The sequence below is a fragment of the Rhizorhapis suberifaciens genome (assembly GCF_014200045.1).
GTDB lineage: Bacteria > Pseudomonadota > Alphaproteobacteria > Sphingomonadales > Sphingomonadaceae > Rhizorhapis > Rhizorhapis suberifaciens.
Map to the genome: position 1 here is coordinate 23,769 of NZ_JACHOV010000001.1, position 16,490 is coordinate 40,258.

Genomic DNA, 16,490 nt, shown 5'->3' on the forward strand with positions numbered 1-16,490 from the left:
TCGCTTGGAAATATGGTGTGTTCCTGACCGCAGGGGCACACCATTTCTTATGAGGTGACGAAGGTCAGCCCTGAACGGCAGCCATGTTCAGGCCGTTGGCCGGATTGCCCTGATCCGTTCGCGCCATGCGATATACAGCCCGCTTGTAACGATCAGCCCGGCTCCGGCCCACGTCGATTCTCCGGGCCAATGATCCCAGATCAGCCAGCCGAACAGCGTGGCCCACAAGAGGCTGGTATAATCCATGGTGGTCACGACAGAGACCGGCGCCCATCGGAGGGATGCCGTAAGACATAGCTGTCCTGCGCCGCCAGCGGTTCCGAGGATCGTAAGCAACCCCCAAGTAAGCAGGTCATGATTCTGAGCAACGAACATCATGCCAGCGCCCAATGGCGGTAGTGACAGAACGGTGAACCAGAAAACAGTGGTAGGAACAGCTTCGGTACGACCAATCTGTCGGAGCAATATGCTGACGATTGCGACCATCAGGGCAGCGCCTATGGCGATGAGCAGACCCAGGACCGGGAAATGTGAGGTTCCGGGCTGAACCATGACCAACACTCCCAGGAAACCAGCCAGCACCGCTCCCCAGCGATGGATGCCCGTGGCTTCTTTCAAAATCAGAGCTGAAAGGATGGTGGCGAAGATTGGAACGGTAAAGCCAATTGTGGTGGCTTCCGCCAGCGGTAACAATATAACAGAAAAGAAGTTGAGAACCATCCCAACGAGGCCTGCCGCTGTCCGGCTGGCATGAGCGCCCAGCCGGCCAGTACGCACGGATGCCAGGCCCGGGCCAAACCAAAGCCAAATCAACACTAGGGGCAAGGATAGGAACTGCCGATAAAACAGCGTTTCCATAATATGAACGCCGCGCTGATTCGCCAACTTGACCGCAGCAAACATTATAGCGAGGCAGGCCATCGCGACCACGCGCAGACCGATCGCCATCATTCGTTTTTCCTGGTGGACCAGGAAGGGCGGAGGCTGGATAGAGGCGGGAGGAGCGGAAGGCGCAATCACCTTCCCGCTTTAGTGAAACTGGGCGCCAATGCAAACCGGTGTTGAGATCAGGAGGCGGGCCTCCGGAATTTCAGCGTCATGCGATCGCTTTCGCCGATGGCGAGATATTTGTCCCTCTCCACCTGACCTTTCTTTAAGGCGGGGGGCAGGGTCCATACCCCCTCAGGCCAATCATGTGTGTCCTTGGGATTGGCGTTGATGTCGCTTTCGCCTATTAACTCGAAGCCCGCATCTTTCGCCAGCGCGATGACCTCGCTTCTCTTTATATAGCCGCTCTTCTCCTGAAGCGCGTCATCCATATTTTCGGGCAACCGGTGATCGACAACGCCAAGAATTCCGTTCGGCTTCAGCATCGCAAACATCTGATTGAACGCTAGCTGTGCATTGTGTCTGCCGCCAAAGCGCCAATTATGGACGTTCCGAAAGGTCAAAACGACGTCCGCCACCCCATCGGGTACTTTCATCAAGCCATCAGCATTTGGAAACACACTTAGTACGGAGTGCGACAGCGCGGGATTGCTGGTCACCAGCTTTCTTGAGGATTCCAAGGCGCGCCCGGGCTGAGCCAAGTACAACTTACCTTGAGCCTTGGAGAACGGCCCCAAGATCTCGCTATACCAGCCCGAGCCTGGCCATATCTCGACAATTGTGTCGGTTGGTTTCACGCCGAAAAACTTCAACGTTTCGACAGGATGTCGATATTTGTCCCGAGCGCGGTTGGCCTCAGAGCGATCGGAGAGGGCCACAGCTGTCTCAATGGGATCCCCGGCCTTGTCTTGCTGAGCATGATGAATCTGGGCCTGCAGCGGCGGAACGGCAACGCAAAGCAGCGTCGCGATCGCCAGAAGGGCACGAATGCACATGGATGAAAGCTCCTTGATCAGACATCCTCGATACCAGGAAGGTTGAATTGCCGCAATCCCGGTAGTCCGGATAGCCTATAGAGACCAAGAGCTTAGTTAAAGGCAAGCTTCAAGAAAAGGTTGATCGAAGCCGAACTGCTTGGCCTTTTCCAATGTATAGGGTCGCAGACCCATCGATCGGTACTCGCCCACGATTTTTCCGTTCTCATCCTCGTCATGATATTCGAACTTGAAGAGCTCCTGCGTGACGATAACTTCGCCCTCCATGCCGATGACTTCGGTAATGTTGGTGACACGGCGCGATCCGTCCCGCAAGCGCTTCACCTGCACAATCAGGTCGACAGAGTCCGCGATCTGCTTGGAAATCGCTTCCTTGGGGATCTTGATATCGCCCATCAAGATCATGTTTTCCATACGGCCGAGGCATTCGCGCGGGCTGTTGGAGTGGAGCGTGCACATGGAGCCGTCATGACCGGTGTTCATCGCGGCGAGCAAATCGAAGCATTCTGCGCCGCGGATTTCGCCCAGTATGATCCGGTCAGGACGCATACGCAGAGCGTTCTTGACCAGATCGCCGATGGTGATTTCACCCTGACCCTCCAAATTGGCGGGGCGAGTTTCCAGCGGCAGCCAGTGCGGCTGCTGCAGGCGGAGTTCGGCAGCGTCCTCGATGGTCAGCACGCGTTCGCCCGGGTCGATCATCTTGGACAGGGCATTGAGCATCGTCGTCTTGCCAGAGCCGGTGCCCCCGGAAATGACGATGTTGAACCGGCTCGCGCCCGCAATCTTGAGTGCGGTGCACATCTTCTGGCTCATCGCGTCCCATTGGGCCAGATTATCGAGCGTGATCGGCTTGGCGGAAAACTTACGGATGGAAATGGCGGTTCCGCGCAACGACAGCGGAGGCACGATCACGTTGACGCGGCTGCCATCCTTAAGCCGAGCGTCAGCGAGCGGCGTCGTCTGATCGACCCGTCGGCCGACCTGGTTGACGATGCGCTGGGCGATCTGAAACAGGTGCTCCTCATCGCGGAATTGGATCGGCGCGATCTGCAGCTTGCCTTTCTTTTCAATATAGGTCTGCTCAGGTCCATTCACCATGATGTCGGTGACGTCGGGGTCGGATAGCAGCTCCTCAAGCGGTCCGAGGCCCAGAAGCTCATCGACCAGCACCTTTTCCAGGGCGAACTGCTCGCGCCGGTTCAGAGTGAGCTTCAGTTCAGCGAGGACCTCCATGATGATCGGCCGGAATTCCTCCGCCAGTTCATCCTTGGTCAGCGTCGCCGCGGCTTCGGGATCGACCCGCTCCAAAAGGCGGGGGAGCACCTGCTCCTTGATCTTGTGGACCGATGCCTCAAAACCTTCGGCCTTGACCTGCACATGTTCGGCATTTGCGCGGTCGGCGAGGCGTGCGAGCGCCTCATCATTCTTGCTGAGCGGAGCCGCGGGATCCTCGGACCCAGTCAGGGCGGCAGGATCAATAGGAGGAAATTGCTCACCGCCGCGCGCCTCAGGCTCCTGCGAAGGCCGAACCCCGCCGCCATGCATCGGCCGGGCCACCCCAAAAGCCGGCCGCCCGCCAAGTCCATTTTTCCGTCCAAAAGCGCTCATATGTCTCCGCCGCTTGTTTGGTCTGATTAAGGTGCGACTGGAATAGGTGAATAAGGCGGAAACTTTTAGAAAGTGCTAATGGGTGGGGGGCATAACTCCAAAAGAGGTTGACGCAAGGAACTGTTAACCAAGTCCAGATATGTAGCATAAGGCCATTGGTTGGGGGACACTATGTCCGTTAAAGCTCCGTTGCGGCATGCCGCCAAGTTCCACAAGACGCCGCTTGTCGACGTCACCATAGTCATGCCGTGCCTAAATGAAGTGGTTAGCCTGCCTCTCTGTATAGCCAATGCGAAAGAGGCGCTTACCCGCATTGCATCCATATATGGTCTCACGGGCGAAATCGTGGTCGCCGACAACGGTTCGGACGATGGCAGCCAGCATCTTGCGAGGGAACAGGGCGCTCGCGTGGTGCCCGTGGCGGAGCGAGGATATGGGGCGGCGCTCATTGGCGGCTGCGAGGGAGCGCAGGGCCGTTTCATCTTGATGGGCGATGCTGACGGCAGCTATGATTTCACTGACGGCGTGGCGATGATCGGCCAATTGCTGGATGGTGCTGACTTATGCATGGGTTCGCGTTTCAAGGGCGGCATAGCCCCGGGCGCCATGCCGTGGAAGAATCGCTATATAGGCAATCCGGTACTGACTGGCATTCTCAATCTCTTCTTCCGTTCCGGAGTGAGCGATGCGCACTGCGGGTTACGCGCGATTACCAAGAAAGCCTTTCATTCGCTGCGTCTGAGCGGCACCGGCATGGAATTTGCCAGTGAGATGGTAATTAAGGCGAGCTTGAAGAAGTTGCGGATCGTGGAGGTTCCGGCAACACTTTCTACGGACTTGCGAGATCGTGCGCCGCATCTGCGGCCATGGCGGGACGGTTGGCGGCATTTGCGCTATCTGCTGATGTTAAGCCCGACTTGGGCGTTCGGGATGCCCGGACTGGTAGCTACCATGCTCGGTGCATTGATATTCGCAATGGCAATTGCGCAGGCACTGATCCCCGGGAGCTTTCCAGCAGTCGGGAACTACTGGGTCATTCTGGCGTCCGCCATCCTGAGCGCTGGCCATTTGGCGGCAATGATGGCGATCGCCGCGCAGCTTTACGGCATTCAGCAAGGATATCGCATGTCGGGTTGGAAGACGCGGCTACTGGCCCGGATGGCCTCGCTCGAAACGATGTTGGGACTCGGGGCTGCCTTTTGTAGTCTAGGTATGCTGGTGTTGCTGGCTGTCTTGTGGCTGTGGACTGCTCGTCAATTTGGCCCGGTCTATTCCATTCTTCCTGCGGTAGTGGGTACAACCTGCGTGACGATCGGGCTCCAAACGATGATGGGCGGTTTTTTGCTGGCTGTTTTGGGCGGAAATGTTGCGCGGTTTTTGGGCGCGACAGACGCTGGCTCCTTGAAGAAATGACCGGAAGCGAAGCCGCGCTGGCCGATGCAGTGCCGTGGCTTGCTGTGGTAACGCCCGTCCACAACGGAGCGGAATATCTTGAGGCCACGCTAAATAGTCTGGTAGCCGAAGGCTGCCATGGCGTTTGTATAATCATCATTGATTCAAGTGACGATGATCGCTGCACCCGCATCGTAGCAAGGTTCCAAGATAAGCTTTCGATCGAATACTCCTACAGGCCGGATGTCAAGCCGTGGCCAGCCAAAACGAACTTGGCCGTCCAGTCTGCTCCTGCTCCCTTTGTCTGCATGCTACATCAAGATGATGTCTGGTTGCCTGGTCGATTGGCGTTGATTCGTGAAGCTGTCCATTCCTGCCCTGAAGCGGCCATGTATCTTTCGCCGGCCTATATCATTGATTCAAAGGGTAGACGCCTGGGCCTGTGGCGTTGCCCCTTGGCGGAAAAGAAAATCTGGAGACGAGGAGAGGCGCTGGAGAGATTGCTGGTGCAGAATTTCATCGCGATCCCGGCCCCGGTAATTTCCCGAGAAAGCTGGCTGGCGGTCGGCGGAATGGATGAAAGTCTTTGGTATACGGCGGATTGGGATCTGTACCTGAAACTGGCCTGCCATGGTTCGTTGTCCTACGATCCGACGCCCCAAACGGCGTTCCGAATTCATGGTAATTCATTGACCGTCAAAGGAAGCCGCAATTCTGATGATTTTCAGCAGCAGATGGAGGTGGTGGTGCAACGCTACACCCATCTGGTGGATAAGGACAGGAGGGTTACCATTCTGAAGTTGTGTACTCTTTCTGTAGAAATAAACACGGCACTAGCTGCCGGCGCATGGGGGGAATGGAAGAAAATATTGGACGTTTTTAAAAAATATCTTTTTCGAAACCCAGAAGTAATTCGAGAATATATAACATATTCACGAATAATAGAGCGATTATTTCCTAGAATTCTATCAAGAACTTTGAATTTTATTGAAAAATTATTTTTCCGCAAGGGCGCAAAGCATCCCAGAAATTCGGTGTGAACGCTTCATCCGTATGAATATTGCGTCTAAATATTTCAGCCAAAAGATAGGCAGCAGGATGAGGCCTTTTGCTGTGACATAGCCTAATCCACGTTCGCCACCGATAAGCACTGCGAATGTTTCTGCTGTCATATTAATGAGTGCGGTCATGGGGCCGAACGTGGGGCGCACCCTGACACCACGAAAATTTCGCAACAGGTGCGAAAGTCCGTCTCTCGTGAAGTTTTGATAATGAGCGGGATAGCCATGATATGGAAGTAAGAAAGGGCAGTTAACGAACAGCTTCCCGCCAGGTTTCAAAATCCGATAAGCCTCCGCTATGACAGCAATAGGATCTGGTACGTGCTCGATCACGCTGTCCAGAATGACATAGTCGACGCATGCATCACGTAGGGGCACACGCATGATGTCCGCAACGATGTCGACTTCGGGAGAAGGGAACAGGTCGACATTAATGACCTCTGGGCCAAGCCGGCGTGAACCCGAACCCAGCTCAATTACCACCCCGTCAGTTGATGCAAGAAAGCGCTTGAGATGGTTAACGGGCTGAAACTCACTGCTGATTACGAACTGACCGAAATGGAATATAGTTCCGGTGACCGATGACCGGTTTTGTGTGCTGGCTTGGAATTTGGCATCCACAGTTTCAACTGGAACATTTACGAATTGAATTTGTCCGCCTTTGCGGACCACAGACCGTCCGCAGGACATGCAAGCACTTACATCCAATTCAGCCCCGCAATCTGGGCAGCAGAGCGAGTGAAGAATAAAATCCGTGCGACTCAAGGTTTTTTACCCATTCGACTGACTAATCATCATATTACGACCGCTATCGCTCCCCTTTGGATGATCAGAGTTTAGCATCCGTGGAAACAATATCCAGTTAAGTTTCCAGGAAAATCTTGGTAATTGAAAAGCAGTTTGAGCCTTGGGAGAACACAATGAGATCTCGTATCACACCCGGGCAATTGGCAAGAGCGCTTCTGGGTTCAAAATTTCACATTGCGGGGCGTCTCTATCGGCGAATATTTGTTGACATGGACAAAGTAACCGACTGCATAATGCATCAGCTTCCGGCTGGTGCTCACGTTCTCGATATCGGAGGTGGAGATGGGTACGTCGTTGATATGCTGCTGGCGAAGCGCCCTGACATCCGAGTGACCATGATTGATATCGCGACTGATATCGGCCGATTTATAAGAGCGGAACATGAAGTGCGCGTTACAATACGCGCTCAGACCGAGCTTTCCGCTGTTGAGGGGGATTTTGACGCCTTTACAATCACCGATGTGATTCACCATGTCCCTCAATCGGCTCGTGCGGAGTTCCTTTCTTCGATTGCTGGTGCGGCGCAAAGAACTCGTTGCAACAAAATTATTGTAAAGGATGTTCAGCCGGGCAAACTTCGGGCGTTGTTGGCTCTGTGGGGAGATTTGTACATAACCGGCGACAAGGGCGTATCGCTCGTCGGAATGGAAGATATTGCGTTGCCAGGGTTCCGGCGGACTTATGCAGATATGCCGGATTACCCAAATTACTGCATTACGTTTTCGGCCTGAAGGCAACGAAATTCAGATACAGGAACATCATTGCTGCAGTCATTATGAGATTTATCGGAAAAGCAACGACCGGAGGGAGGTGCAGAACTCCGATCAGTAGCCAGTAGCCCGCCGAGGCCAATCCGAGTTGTGCCAATGACCCCGAAAAAAATAAGACAAAATGCCGCCTGACCTTTTCACTTCCTCTTATTCCGAAGGTGAACGAGCGGTTCAGCGCAAATCCAAATAACGCGCCTGAAATCCAGGAAAGTAGTGCGGCTAACATGTAGTGGGTATGCTCTGCGGCGAAGACGAACGTTATATAGCCGATTATTGTACAGATAGCGCCAACGACACCAAAGCGGCTACCGCGCTTTATCAGTTCTATCATTTTCTACCGCCAAATATGTTTTCATTTAGCTGCATAGCAGTTTACTGTGATCGCAAATGCACGTGAGTTATCGTTTGTTTGTGTAGCATTTCCAAAAATTCTGCGAATTTTTCCAAATTCTCGCGCATTGTGTAGGACAACATCCTTTTCCCAACACAGAGCGCCAAATGCTCGTTGATCGGAGGAGACGCTCATCAGCCTAACGGGCTTATTCGACAAATCCGGACGATTGAACACGATATCCTGAGCAAAAGGTGCAGCACCTTCATCAATAATCGCAATCTGCGCGCCGCTCCGGTCAATCATTGCACTAATCTCGGCATAGGGCGCCACCATTCGATGCGTCATCCAGGCCCTGGTCGGAATTAGCAGTAACAGAGTGATTGCGCTGGACCACAGCATGGCCCGGCGAATGGAACGCCCTTCAGATTCCAGGCTTCGCCAGCCATAGGCACCCAAGAGGCAGGCGCTGCCAATTACCCCGTGCATATAGCGATAGCCCCAGCCATGACCTTGGTAGGGCAGGAGGATAAGCATTGCCGCTACAGGTAGCGCCAGACTTGCTGCCAATGCTCGCCCGATTGCGTCGCCTCGCCAAGTCATGCGAACGCCCAGCAGTACAAGCGGCATTAAAAGAACGTGCTGCCAAGTGACGAAGCGTGCCAGGTTGAGCGCCATGAGCCACAGCGCATCGATACCGGGAAAGCGAACCGTTCTGAGCAGCCGGTCGACATAGCCGGTGCCCGGAACACTATGTGCTGCTATCTGGCCGGCGGCCTGCGAACTGATCCATACTGGCCAGGCGAGCCAGAACAAACAGATCAATCCGTAACCCAAGCCGTAGAACATCATTAGGCGCCAGCGCCGTTCTCTGAACAGCAGCCACATGAAGGGCAACACGAAGAGCGGGTGGAAAAGCGGTTGGTGGAGGCCGGTGGCGAGAAAACCAACGATGAGGGCTGCCGCATGGGACGCCGGACGATTGTGCAGGAAGAGCGCCAACCATATCAAATTGAGTGCGAGGTGCCCGCTCATCGCGTATGATGTCATTCCTGTCAAAACGACTTGCGACGAACCGGCGTAAAGCAGCATGGCAACGATGCGCTCTGATCCCGGTTCCGGCCAAAGATGCTTGGCCACTTGCCAAAGCGCTATGGCTCCGGCGCCGACGAACAGAGGGCTTGTAAGAGCTGGGTCGGCTACAAGGCCGACGACCGCTCTAAGGGCGGCGTTGATTGGCAAATAGGCCGATACCCACGCCTTATGATTGCCAATAGGCAGTATGAATTCCTGGTTTAACGCTTCTGCATAGGGTCGCCATTCCGCTGGGATCGGCCAGAACAGTCTCCCGTGCGAGAAGATGTCGGCGTCGAAATTCGCCATCTGCTCATCGCGGCTGAGATCGTAGCCCTGGAATACCAGATAATGCCCAGCCCAGCATATTCCGACGAGGCTCAAGACGATCATGAATATGGCGATGGGCCGATCCAGAACCGTCAGCCAGCGGCCGCCTATGGTGGGAACTGGATCTGGCTTGACCAGAAGGATTGCAACCATCAGTCCGGCTAGCACCAACACGTCTTGCCGAATGAAGAAGAAGAAGCTGAGGTCTTTGCCTTGAGGAGGGGTACCAAGGAAGCGGAAGACTACGGCAAATAGCTCCAATGCTATTAGCGCGCCGATCAACCAGAATCGAAGCGGTAGAAGCGAATTGTTCCTAGCGAACTCGGTCACGCATCTGCTTTCCTGAATTGCGCAGGGAACGAGAAGATGCGTATTGCAATAGTAATGCCCCCTTTAAGGAAGCGTTATTGAACGGAAAGAAACTTACTCGTCAATCTTTTCTGCCAGGACCGTCAGTCCCTTTTCATTTACCTCGGCAAAGCCGCCTTCGATCATGAGTGTTTCGGGTGCGGCGTTGGCGTTGGCGCTGGTGAAGACTTGGATGGCGCCGTCGCGGATGGTGGACATGAAGGGGGCGTGGCCTTCCAGCACGCCGAAGTCACCCTCGCTACCTGGGACAACGACCATGTAGACCTCTTCCGAACGGACGAGTTTTGCAGGAGTTACGAGTTCGAAGTGGAGTGCCATTTTGTTCCTCACTCCCCTCCCGTTTGCGAGAGGGGGCTGGGGGTGGGAATGTCAGTGGGGGGCGGAATGCGTTACAGGCCGCCCCTGACCCCTCCCGCAGGCGGGAGGGGAACTGGATCAAGCCGCCTCAGAAGCCAGCTTGGCGGCCTTGGCGATGGCTTCATCGATGCCGCCGACCATGTAGAAAGCCGCTTCGGGCAGATGGTCATATTCGCCATCGACCACCGCCTTGAACGACTTGATCGTGTCTTCGATCTGCACGAACTTGCCGGGGATGCCGGTGAAGACTTCGGCGACGTGGAACGGCTGGCTGAGGAAGCGCTGGATCTTACGGGCGCGGGCGACGGTCAGCTTATCCTCTTCGGAAAGCTCATCCATGCCCAAAATGGCGATGATGTCCTGTAGCGACTTGTACTTTTGCAGCGTCGACTGCACCGCGCGGGCGGTTTCATAATGCTCCTGGCCGACAACGCGGGGTTCCAGAACGCGGCTGGTGGAGTCCAGCGGGTCCACCGCCGGGTAGATGCCGAGTTCGGAGATCGCGCGGTTAAGCACGGTCGTCGCGTCAAGGTGTGCGAAGGAAGTTGCGGGGGCGGGATCGGTCAAATCGTCTGCGGGGACGTAGATGGCCTGCACCGACGTGATGGAGCCCTTGTTGGTCGAGGTGATGCGTTCCTGTAGGGCGCCCATGTCGGTCGAAAGGGTGGGCTGATAACCCACGGCCGAAGGAATACGGCCGAGCAGTGCGGACACTTCCGAACCAGCCTGGGTGAAGCGGAAGATGTTGTCGACGAAGAAAAGCACGTCCTGACCTTCCTGGTCGCGGAAATATTCAGCGATGGTGAGGCCTGACAGAGCGACGCGCGCACGCGCGCCCGGGGGTTCATTCATCTGGCCATAGACCAGCGCCACCTTGGAACCTTCGGAAATCGCATTTCCGTCAGCGTCCTTGGCGATAACGCCCGCGTCGAGGAATTCGTGGTAAAGGTCGTTGCCCTCACGGGTCCGCTCACCGACGCCCGCGAACACGGAGGTGCCGCCATGGCCCTTCGCGATGTTGTTGATCAGTTCCTGGATGAGCACGGTCTTGCCCACGCCAGCGCCGCCGAACAGGCCGATCTTGCCGCCCTTTGCATAGGGCGCGAGAAGGTCGATGACCTTGATGCCCGTCACAAGGATCGCCGCTTCGGTCGACTGGTCAATAAATTCCGGCGCCTTGGCATGGATGGGCGCGCGCGTTGCCGCTCCGACAGGGCCGCGTTCGTCAATGGGCTCACCAACGACGTTCAGAATGCGGCCAAGCGTTTTAGGACCGACCGGCACGGAAATTTGCGCGCCGGTGTCGCGGACTTCCTGACCACGGGTCAAACCGTCGGTTGAGTCCATCGCGATCGTACGGACCGTGTTTTCACCGAGATGCTGAGCAACTTCGAGCACCAGACGCTGGCCGTTATTGTCGGTTTCGAGCGCCGAGAGAATGAAGGGCAGGCGATCAGGGAAGGTCACGTCAACGACGGCCCCGATGACCTGGCTGATCTGGCCAACATTGTTGGTGCTGGCGGACGTCAGGGTTGCAGCAGCAGCAGGTGCTGCGGCCTCTGCCACGACTTTTTTCGCGGCCGGCTTCCTGGGTGCTTTCGCCTTGGGTGCTTCGGTTGCCATGTCTATTTCCTTGCCTACGATACCTTAGAGCGCTTCCGCGCCCGAAATGATTTCAACGAGTTCGGTGGTGATCGCCGCCTGACGCGAGCGGTTGTACTGGATAGTCAGCTTGTTGATGAGATCGCCCGCGTTGCGCGTCGCATTGTCCATGGCCGTCATCGAAGCGCCCTGCTCCGACGCTGCGTTTTCCAGCAGCGCGCCAAAGATCTGAATGGTTACGTTGCGCGGCAGCAGGGCTGAGAGAATTTCTTCCTCGTCCGGTTCATATTCGACGGCGGCCGAACTGGCTTCGCCATTGTTTTCGGCGGAAAGGGCCACCGGAATAATCTGCCGGCTAATCGGTTCCTGCAGCAGAGCGGAACGAAAGCGGGAGTAGAAGAGATGCGCGACGTCAAACTTGCCCGCTTCGTATAAGTCCATCACCTGTTGAGCGATTTCCTGCGCCTCGTCATAACCGACTTCACGCACGCCAGTGGTGTCATAGTGGGCGATGGTCTGTTTGGGAAAGAGACGGTTGATGACAGCGCGGCCCTTGCGGCCAACCAGGAAGAACTTCACCGTCTTGCCTTCCGCGATCAACTCTTCCGCCTTGAGACGCGCAGCCTTGACGATGTTGGAGTTGAATGCGCCCGCAAGCCCGCGGTCGGAATTACAAACGACGAGCAGGTGAACCTGATCGCCACCGGTTCCGGCAAGCAGCTTCGGGCTCGATGCGCTGACCGTGACTTTCGAAGCAAGGCTAGCCATCACCGCCTGAAGACGCGCGGCATAAGGGCGAGCCGCTTCGGCGGCTGCCTGAGCCTTGCGCAGCTTCGCCGCAGCGACCATCTGCTTGGCCTTGGTGATCTTCTGGGTCGATTTTACTGACCCGATCCGGCCTTTGAGTTCCTTGAGGCTAGCCATAAATCCCTAATCTCAACCTTCATTTCGTCATTCCCGTGAAGACGGGAATCCATCTCGCAATGTCATCTCCCGACGAACGCTCAGGAGATGGGTCCCCGCCTGCGCGGAGACGACGGCATTAAGCAAATGTTTTCCCGAAAGCGTCGAGCGCTGCGACCAGACCCTTTTTGGCGTCGTCGGTCAGGTCCTTGGCGTCGCGGATCGCCGAAAGAACAGCGGCGTGGTCGCTCCGCAGATGGCTCAGCATCGCAGCTTCATAGCGGGTCACTTCACTGACCGGAATATTGTCCAGATAGCCGTTGGTGCCTGCGAAGATCGACGCAGTCTGCTCTTCGAACGGCATGGGCGAGAACTGGGCCTGCTTCAGCAATTCGGTAAGACGCGCACCGCGGTTCAGCAGCTTCTGCGTCGAAGCGTCGAGGTCCGAACCAAACTGCGCGAACGCGGCCATTTCGCGATACTGCGCAAGTTCCAGCTTAATGGAGCCCGAAACCTTCTTCATTGCCTTGGTCTGTGCGGCGGAGCCCACGCGGCTCACCGAGAGGCCGACATTGATCGCCGGGCGAATGCCCGCGAAGAACAGGTCGGTTTCAAGGAAGATCTGGCCGTCGGTGATCGAAATCACGTTGGTCGGAATATAGGCCGACACGTCACCCGCCTGGGTTTCGATGATCGGCAGTGCGGTGAGCGAACCGGCGCCCATGCTGTCGTTCATCTTGGCAGCACGCTCAAGCAGGCGGCTGTGGAGATAAAACACGTCGCCCGGATAGGCTTCGCGGCCGGGAGGACGACGCAGCAGAAGCGACATCTGGCGATAAGCGACGGCTTGCTTGGAAAGATCGTCGTAAACGATCACGGCGTGCATGCCGTTGTCGCGGAAAAACTCGCCCATGGTGACGCCGGTATAGGGCGCCAGATATTGGAGCGGAGCGGGTTCGGAAGCGGTGGCGGCGACGACGATGGAATATTCCATCGCGCCATTTTCTTCGAGCTGACGCACGATCTGAGCCACGGTCGAACGCTTCTGCCCGATGGCTACATAGATGCAATAGAGCTTCTTGCTTTCGTCCGACCCTTGGTTGACCGTCTTCTGGTTGATGAAGGTATCGATAGCGACAGCGGTCTTGCCGGTCTGACGGTCACCGATGATCAACTCACGCTGGCCGCGGCCGATGGGGACCAGGGCGTCGATAGCCTTAAGGCCGGTCTGCACGGGCTCATGCACCGACTTGCGTGGGATAATGCCGGGAGCCTTGACCTCCACACGCTTGCGCTCAGTGTACTGGATTGGGCCTTTGCCGTCGATGGGATTGCCGAGACCGTCAACCACGCGGCCAAGCAGGCCCCGACCAACCGGTACGTCCACGATGGTGCCGGTACGCTTGACGGTGTCGCCTTCCTTGATCTCGCTGTCCGAGCCAAAGATCACGACGCCGACATTATCGGCTTCCAGGTTCAGCGCCATGCCCTGTACGCCATTGGCGAACTCGACCATCTCACCAGCTTGCACATTATCCAGACCATGGATGCGAGCGATACCGTCACCCACGTTGAGAACGGTTCCGATTTCGGAAACCTGGGCCTGGGTGCCGAAATTGGCGATCTGGTCCTTGATGACCTTTGAAATTTCTGCGGCGCGGATATCCATGTTCAGCCTTTCATCGCCTGCGCGAGGGTGTTGAGTCTTGTGCGGATGGAAGAATCGATCAGCTGGCTGCCGACCTTGACCTTAAGACCGCCCAGAATTTCGGGATCGACCTTGAGTTCAATGGCAACGTCGCGACCGACGCGGGATCTGAGTTGAGCGGCCAGCGCCGCTATCTGATCGTCATTGAGAGGATGTGCAGACGTGACTTCCGCGGTCGTCTCGCCCTTGTGATTCGATACCAGCAGCGTGAAGGAGCGGATGATGCCGCCGATCTGCGCAAGGCGGCGATTCTCGGCAAGTACGCCCAGGAAGTTCTTCGTCAGCGGATCAAGCTGCAGCGATTCGCCCACCGCCGTCACTGCTGCTGCGGCGGCATCGCGGCCGATCAGCGGGCTGGTCGTCAGGGCGCGGAAGTCTTCCGATTGCTCGAGCGCGGCCTTCAGCTTGAAGAGGCTTTGCCCCACCGAATCGATCTGCTTGCTGTCGCGGGCAAGCTCAAAGAGTGCGAGGGCATAGCGTCCCGCCAGGCTTGCCTGAATACCGCCGGAAATGTCCACGCGCCCTAGTTCCTCCAGTTCGATATGCCGGTCATGACAGAAGGGGAGGTGGATGAGCACCCCCCGTTTGACGTGCGCGCCGGTTAGCAGGGGAGTGCCCGCTATGCAAGTACGGAGGGGCAAGTCGAGGAGAAGGAAATTAATGCCCTTCCCAGGCGGCGTGGTGCCAGCATTATCGAGCGTTCTTGCGCGCAGGCAGCTTACGGCAATTATAGACAAGCCGTTCATTGGGCTGAGAGGGCAACAGAGCGCGAATGTCATTTTCCACCGATGCCAATTCCGTCAGGACCGAGGGATCGGCTGTGCACTGATGGGTGGTAAGGCGAGCGCGTATTTTCTGCGCTTTTTCCAGGGTATCTGAGTCGGGCAGAAAGCGTTCCACCGTATAAGTGCCAGTCCCGGGATCGAAGCTGCGCAAATCGATCGTCGCGTCATTTTCAAGGACGAAGCTGCGGCTCCATCTGGTGCCATATTGACCCAATTGAGTGCGCCCGTTGAGGCAGCCATTCGCGCCCCAGTTGAAGGTCACGTCGTTCACGTCGGACACCGTTATCCGGCTGCGCGCCTCATCGATTCGGCACAGGTTGCCGCCGGCCGCCTGATAGCCAGCGGCCGTCTTGTGAATGTCCGAAGGCAGAAATTCCTTGGCGCGGTCATCGATACTGCTGAAGCTGGGCCGGGCGATGAAGATCACGATAGCACCGAGCAGCAGGATAGCCGCCCCTGATCCCAATATGATGGCAGGTTTGCGTTTGCCCTGGTTCATTTTCAGGACCGAGCCGCCAGCGCCCAGCACCGCCAAAGCGAGCAGGATGGCCGCCAGGGCCATATAGTTTTCGCGTTCGCTGATGACCTGCTGTTCGGCCTTGTCCCGCGCGGACAGATTGGCGGCGCGCTCCGCGTCCTCAATCGCGCGTTGTTCGGATGCGAGTCTTGCCTGCTCCTCAGCAATGCGGCGGGTTTCCTCCTCCTGGGCCTGTTCGGGCGATTTGCAGGGGACGTTGGTGCGGGCAAAAGGCACCCCGGCCTGGCGGAGGAACGAGGCGATTTCCCGATTGGAGATGGCGAAACCGAATTCTGCATCGCTCCCGTCGGAAAGCGACCCGAAGCTGTTGATGCCAAGCACCCTGCCACAGACATCGACAAGCGGACCGCCGCTGTTCCCGCTGGCCATCGGGGCGGTATGGAGGATGGTGTCGAACTGACGTGAACTGCGGCCGCCGGAAACCGAGCCGCTCGATTTTACCGGACTGAGCGGTTCAACCATGTCCTGCAGATTGAGGCCTTGTGCCCGGTCGACCGTGCCGGGATAGCCGATCGCCACCACCGGCTGGCCGTCAGACACTGCCCCTATGTAAAAGGTATCCGTCGGGATGCGGCCTTCATCCAATTGAATCAAAGCAAGGTCGTTGCCGGGAGAATAGGCAATGACGCGGCCGCCATAGCTGCGCCGTCCCTCAGAAGGGATAACGCCGATGACGATGGACTTTTCCTCGCGTGTCAGTTCCACCACATGCGCATTGGTCAGAATTTTATCGGGCGCGACCGCGACGCCGCTGCCGTGACCGACAAAATAAGCGCTGTCGCCGTCTGTCGCGACAAGAATGACGCGCACGACACCGCGCGTTGCGGCAGCGATATCCCGTGTATCCGCTTTGGCCGGAAGCAAAGATATCGTGGTCAGGCAAGCGATGGCGCACAATAGGCGGAACAGTCTGGTCATATGCGGCGCAAAATATGCGTTCGTTGCAAGAAGTAAACGGACAATCGCCGC

General features: G+C 56.7%; 16 protein-coding genes. 4 read left to right on the top strand and 12 right to left on the bottom strand.

The features are described 5' to 3' along the window. Positions 1-87: 87 nt before the first annotated feature. The 3 genes from HNQ99_RS00105 to HNQ99_RS00115 all read right to left on the bottom strand — a co-directional run bounded on the left by HNQ99_RS00105 (position 88) and on the right by HNQ99_RS00115 (position 3,494). The gene (locus HNQ99_RS00105) at positions 88-951 is read right to left on the bottom strand and encodes a DMT family transporter (RefSeq protein ID WP_184473623.1); all 864 of its coding nucleotides are present in this window, start codon (positions 949-951) and stop codon (positions 88-90) included. A 116-nt stretch (positions 952-1,067) separates the two neighbouring features. Then, complete coding sequence (locus HNQ99_RS00110; RefSeq protein ID WP_184473624.1) at positions 1,068-1,883, bottom strand: class I SAM-dependent methyltransferase; 816 nt, start codon at positions 1,881-1,883, stop codon at positions 1,068-1,070. 96 nt (positions 1,884-1,979) lie between these two features. Then, positions 1,980-3,494, bottom strand: a complete 1,515-nt coding sequence (locus HNQ99_RS00115; RefSeq protein WP_184473625.1) for a CpaF family protein — start codon at positions 3,492-3,494, stop codon at positions 1,980-1,982. Positions 3,495-3,665: 171 nt separating this feature from the next. Between HNQ99_RS00115 and HNQ99_RS00120 the strand changes: the two genes are divergently transcribed. Continuing rightward, on the top strand, positions 3,666-4,907 hold the full coding sequence (locus HNQ99_RS00120) for a glycosyltransferase family 2 protein (protein WP_184473626.1): 1,242 nt from the start codon (positions 3,666-3,668) through the stop codon (positions 4,905-4,907). Next, a complete protein-coding gene (locus tag HNQ99_RS00125) occupies positions 4,904-5,926 on the top strand; it encodes a glycosyltransferase (RefSeq protein WP_184473627.1) in 1,023 nt (340 codons plus the stop codon). The genes HNQ99_RS00120 and HNQ99_RS00125 overlap by 4 nt, the downstream gene beginning before the upstream one ends. Here HNQ99_RS00125 and HNQ99_RS00130 read toward each other — a convergent pair. Next, entirely contained in the window at positions 5,882-6,619 is a 738-nt protein-coding gene (locus HNQ99_RS00130; protein ID WP_184473628.1) for a class I SAM-dependent methyltransferase, read from the bottom strand. The two genes, HNQ99_RS00125 and HNQ99_RS00130, sit on opposite strands and share 45 nt — an antisense overlap. A gap of 209 nt (positions 6,620-6,828) precedes the next feature. Here HNQ99_RS00130 and HNQ99_RS00135 point away from each other — a divergent pair, with 209 nt between their 5' ends. Next, positions 6,829-7,485 (top strand): class I SAM-dependent methyltransferase, encoded by a 657-nt coding sequence (locus tag HNQ99_RS00135; RefSeq protein WP_184473629.1) that lies wholly within the window; start codon positions 6,829-6,831, stop codon positions 7,483-7,485. Here the strand turns inward: HNQ99_RS00135 and HNQ99_RS00140 are convergent. Both HNQ99_RS00140 and HNQ99_RS00145 read right to left on the bottom strand, forming a co-directional pair. Beyond that, the gene (locus HNQ99_RS00140; RefSeq protein WP_184473630.1) at positions 7,469-7,855 is read right to left on the bottom strand and encodes a GtrA family protein; all 387 of its coding nucleotides are present in this window, start codon (positions 7,853-7,855) and stop codon (positions 7,469-7,471) included. The two genes, HNQ99_RS00135 and HNQ99_RS00140, sit on opposite strands and share 17 nt — an antisense overlap. A gap of 21 nt (positions 7,856-7,876) precedes the next feature. Continuing rightward, positions 7,877-8,995: a hypothetical protein gene (locus HNQ99_RS00145; RefSeq protein WP_184473631.1), complete on the bottom strand. Its 1,119-nt coding sequence runs from the start codon at positions 8,993-8,995 to the stop codon at positions 7,877-7,879. 210 nt (positions 8,996-9,205) lie between these two features. Here HNQ99_RS00145 and HNQ99_RS00150 point away from each other — a divergent pair, with 210 nt between their 5' ends. Next, complete coding sequence (locus tag HNQ99_RS00150; RefSeq protein WP_184473632.1) at positions 9,206-9,424, top strand: hypothetical protein; 219 nt, start codon at positions 9,206-9,208, stop codon at positions 9,422-9,424. 258 nt (positions 9,425-9,682) lie between these two features. Here HNQ99_RS00150 and HNQ99_RS00155 read toward each other — a convergent pair whose 3' ends face one another. The 6 genes from HNQ99_RS00155 to HNQ99_RS00180 form a co-directional block, all read right to left on the bottom strand. Continuing rightward, positions 9,683-9,946 carry an ATP synthase F1 subunit epsilon gene (locus HNQ99_RS00155; protein WP_184473633.1) on the bottom strand — a complete coding sequence of 88 codons (264 nt, stop codon included), beginning with the start codon at positions 9,944-9,946 and terminating at the stop codon, positions 9,683-9,685. Positions 9,947-10,063: 117 nt separating this feature from the next. Next, positions 10,064-11,608, bottom strand: coding sequence for a F0F1 ATP synthase subunit beta (gene atpD, locus HNQ99_RS00160; RefSeq protein WP_246414288.1), 1,545 nt, complete (start codon positions 11,606-11,608; stop codon positions 10,064-10,066). Between the two features lie 24 nt (positions 11,609-11,632). After that, positions 11,633-12,511 (bottom strand): F0F1 ATP synthase subunit gamma, encoded by an 879-nt coding sequence (locus HNQ99_RS00165; protein ID WP_184473634.1) that lies wholly within the window; start codon positions 12,509-12,511, stop codon positions 11,633-11,635. Between the two features lie 118 nt (positions 12,512-12,629). Further along, positions 12,630-14,159, bottom strand: coding sequence for a F0F1 ATP synthase subunit alpha (atpA, locus tag HNQ99_RS00170; RefSeq protein ID WP_184473635.1), 1,530 nt, complete (start codon positions 14,157-14,159; stop codon positions 12,630-12,632). 2 nt (positions 14,160-14,161) lie between these two features. Then, positions 14,162-14,716: a F0F1 ATP synthase subunit delta gene (locus HNQ99_RS00175; protein ID WP_184473993.1), complete on the bottom strand. Its 555-nt coding sequence runs from the start codon at positions 14,714-14,716 to the stop codon at positions 14,162-14,164. A 172-nt stretch (positions 14,717-14,888) separates the two neighbouring features. Continuing rightward, positions 14,889-16,439, bottom strand: a complete 1,551-nt coding sequence (locus HNQ99_RS00180; protein ID WP_184473636.1) for a S1C family serine protease — start codon at positions 16,437-16,439, stop codon at positions 14,889-14,891. Between the last annotated feature and the right edge of the window lie 51 nt (positions 16,440-16,490).

Bases quoted from the DNA above. Each gene is read 5' to 3' on its own strand.
- HNQ99_RS00155 (WP_184473633.1), bottom strand. From the start codon at position 9,946: ATGGCACTCCACTTCGAACTCGTAACTCCTGCAAAACTCGTCCGTTCG.
- HNQ99_RS00140 (WP_184473630.1), bottom strand. From the start codon at position 7,855: ATGATAGAACTGATAAAGCGCGGTAGCCGCTTTGGTGTCGTTGGCGCT.
- HNQ99_RS00105 (WP_184473623.1), bottom strand. From the start codon at position 951: ATGATGGCGATCGGTCTGCGCGTGGTCGCGATGGCCTGCCTCGCTATA.
- HNQ99_RS00180 (WP_184473636.1), bottom strand. From the start codon at position 16,439: ATGACCAGACTGTTCCGCCTATTGTGCGCCATCGCTTGCCTGACCACG.
- HNQ99_RS00120 (WP_184473626.1), top strand. From the start codon at position 3,666: ATGTCCGTTAAAGCTCCGTTGCGGCATGCCGCCAAGTTCCACAAGACG.
- HNQ99_RS00115 (WP_184473625.1), bottom strand. From the start codon at position 3,494: ATGAGCGCTTTTGGACGGAAAAATGGACTTGGCGGGCGGCCGGCTTTT.
- HNQ99_RS00125 (WP_184473627.1), top strand. From the start codon at position 4,904: ATGACCGGAAGCGAAGCCGCGCTGGCCGATGCAGTGCCGTGGCTTGCT.
- atpA (WP_184473635.1), bottom strand. From the start codon at position 14,159: ATGGATATCCGCGCCGCAGAAATTTCAAAGGTCATCAAGGACCAGATC.
- atpD (WP_246414288.1), bottom strand. From the start codon at position 11,608: ATGGCAACCGAAGCACCCAAGGCGAAAGCACCCAGGAAGCCGGCCGCG.
- HNQ99_RS00110 (WP_184473624.1), bottom strand. From the start codon at position 1,883: ATGTGCATTCGTGCCCTTCTGGCGATCGCGACGCTGCTTTGCGTTGCC.
- HNQ99_RS00165 (WP_184473634.1), bottom strand. From the start codon at position 12,511: ATGGCTAGCCTCAAGGAACTCAAAGGCCGGATCGGGTCAGTAAAATCG.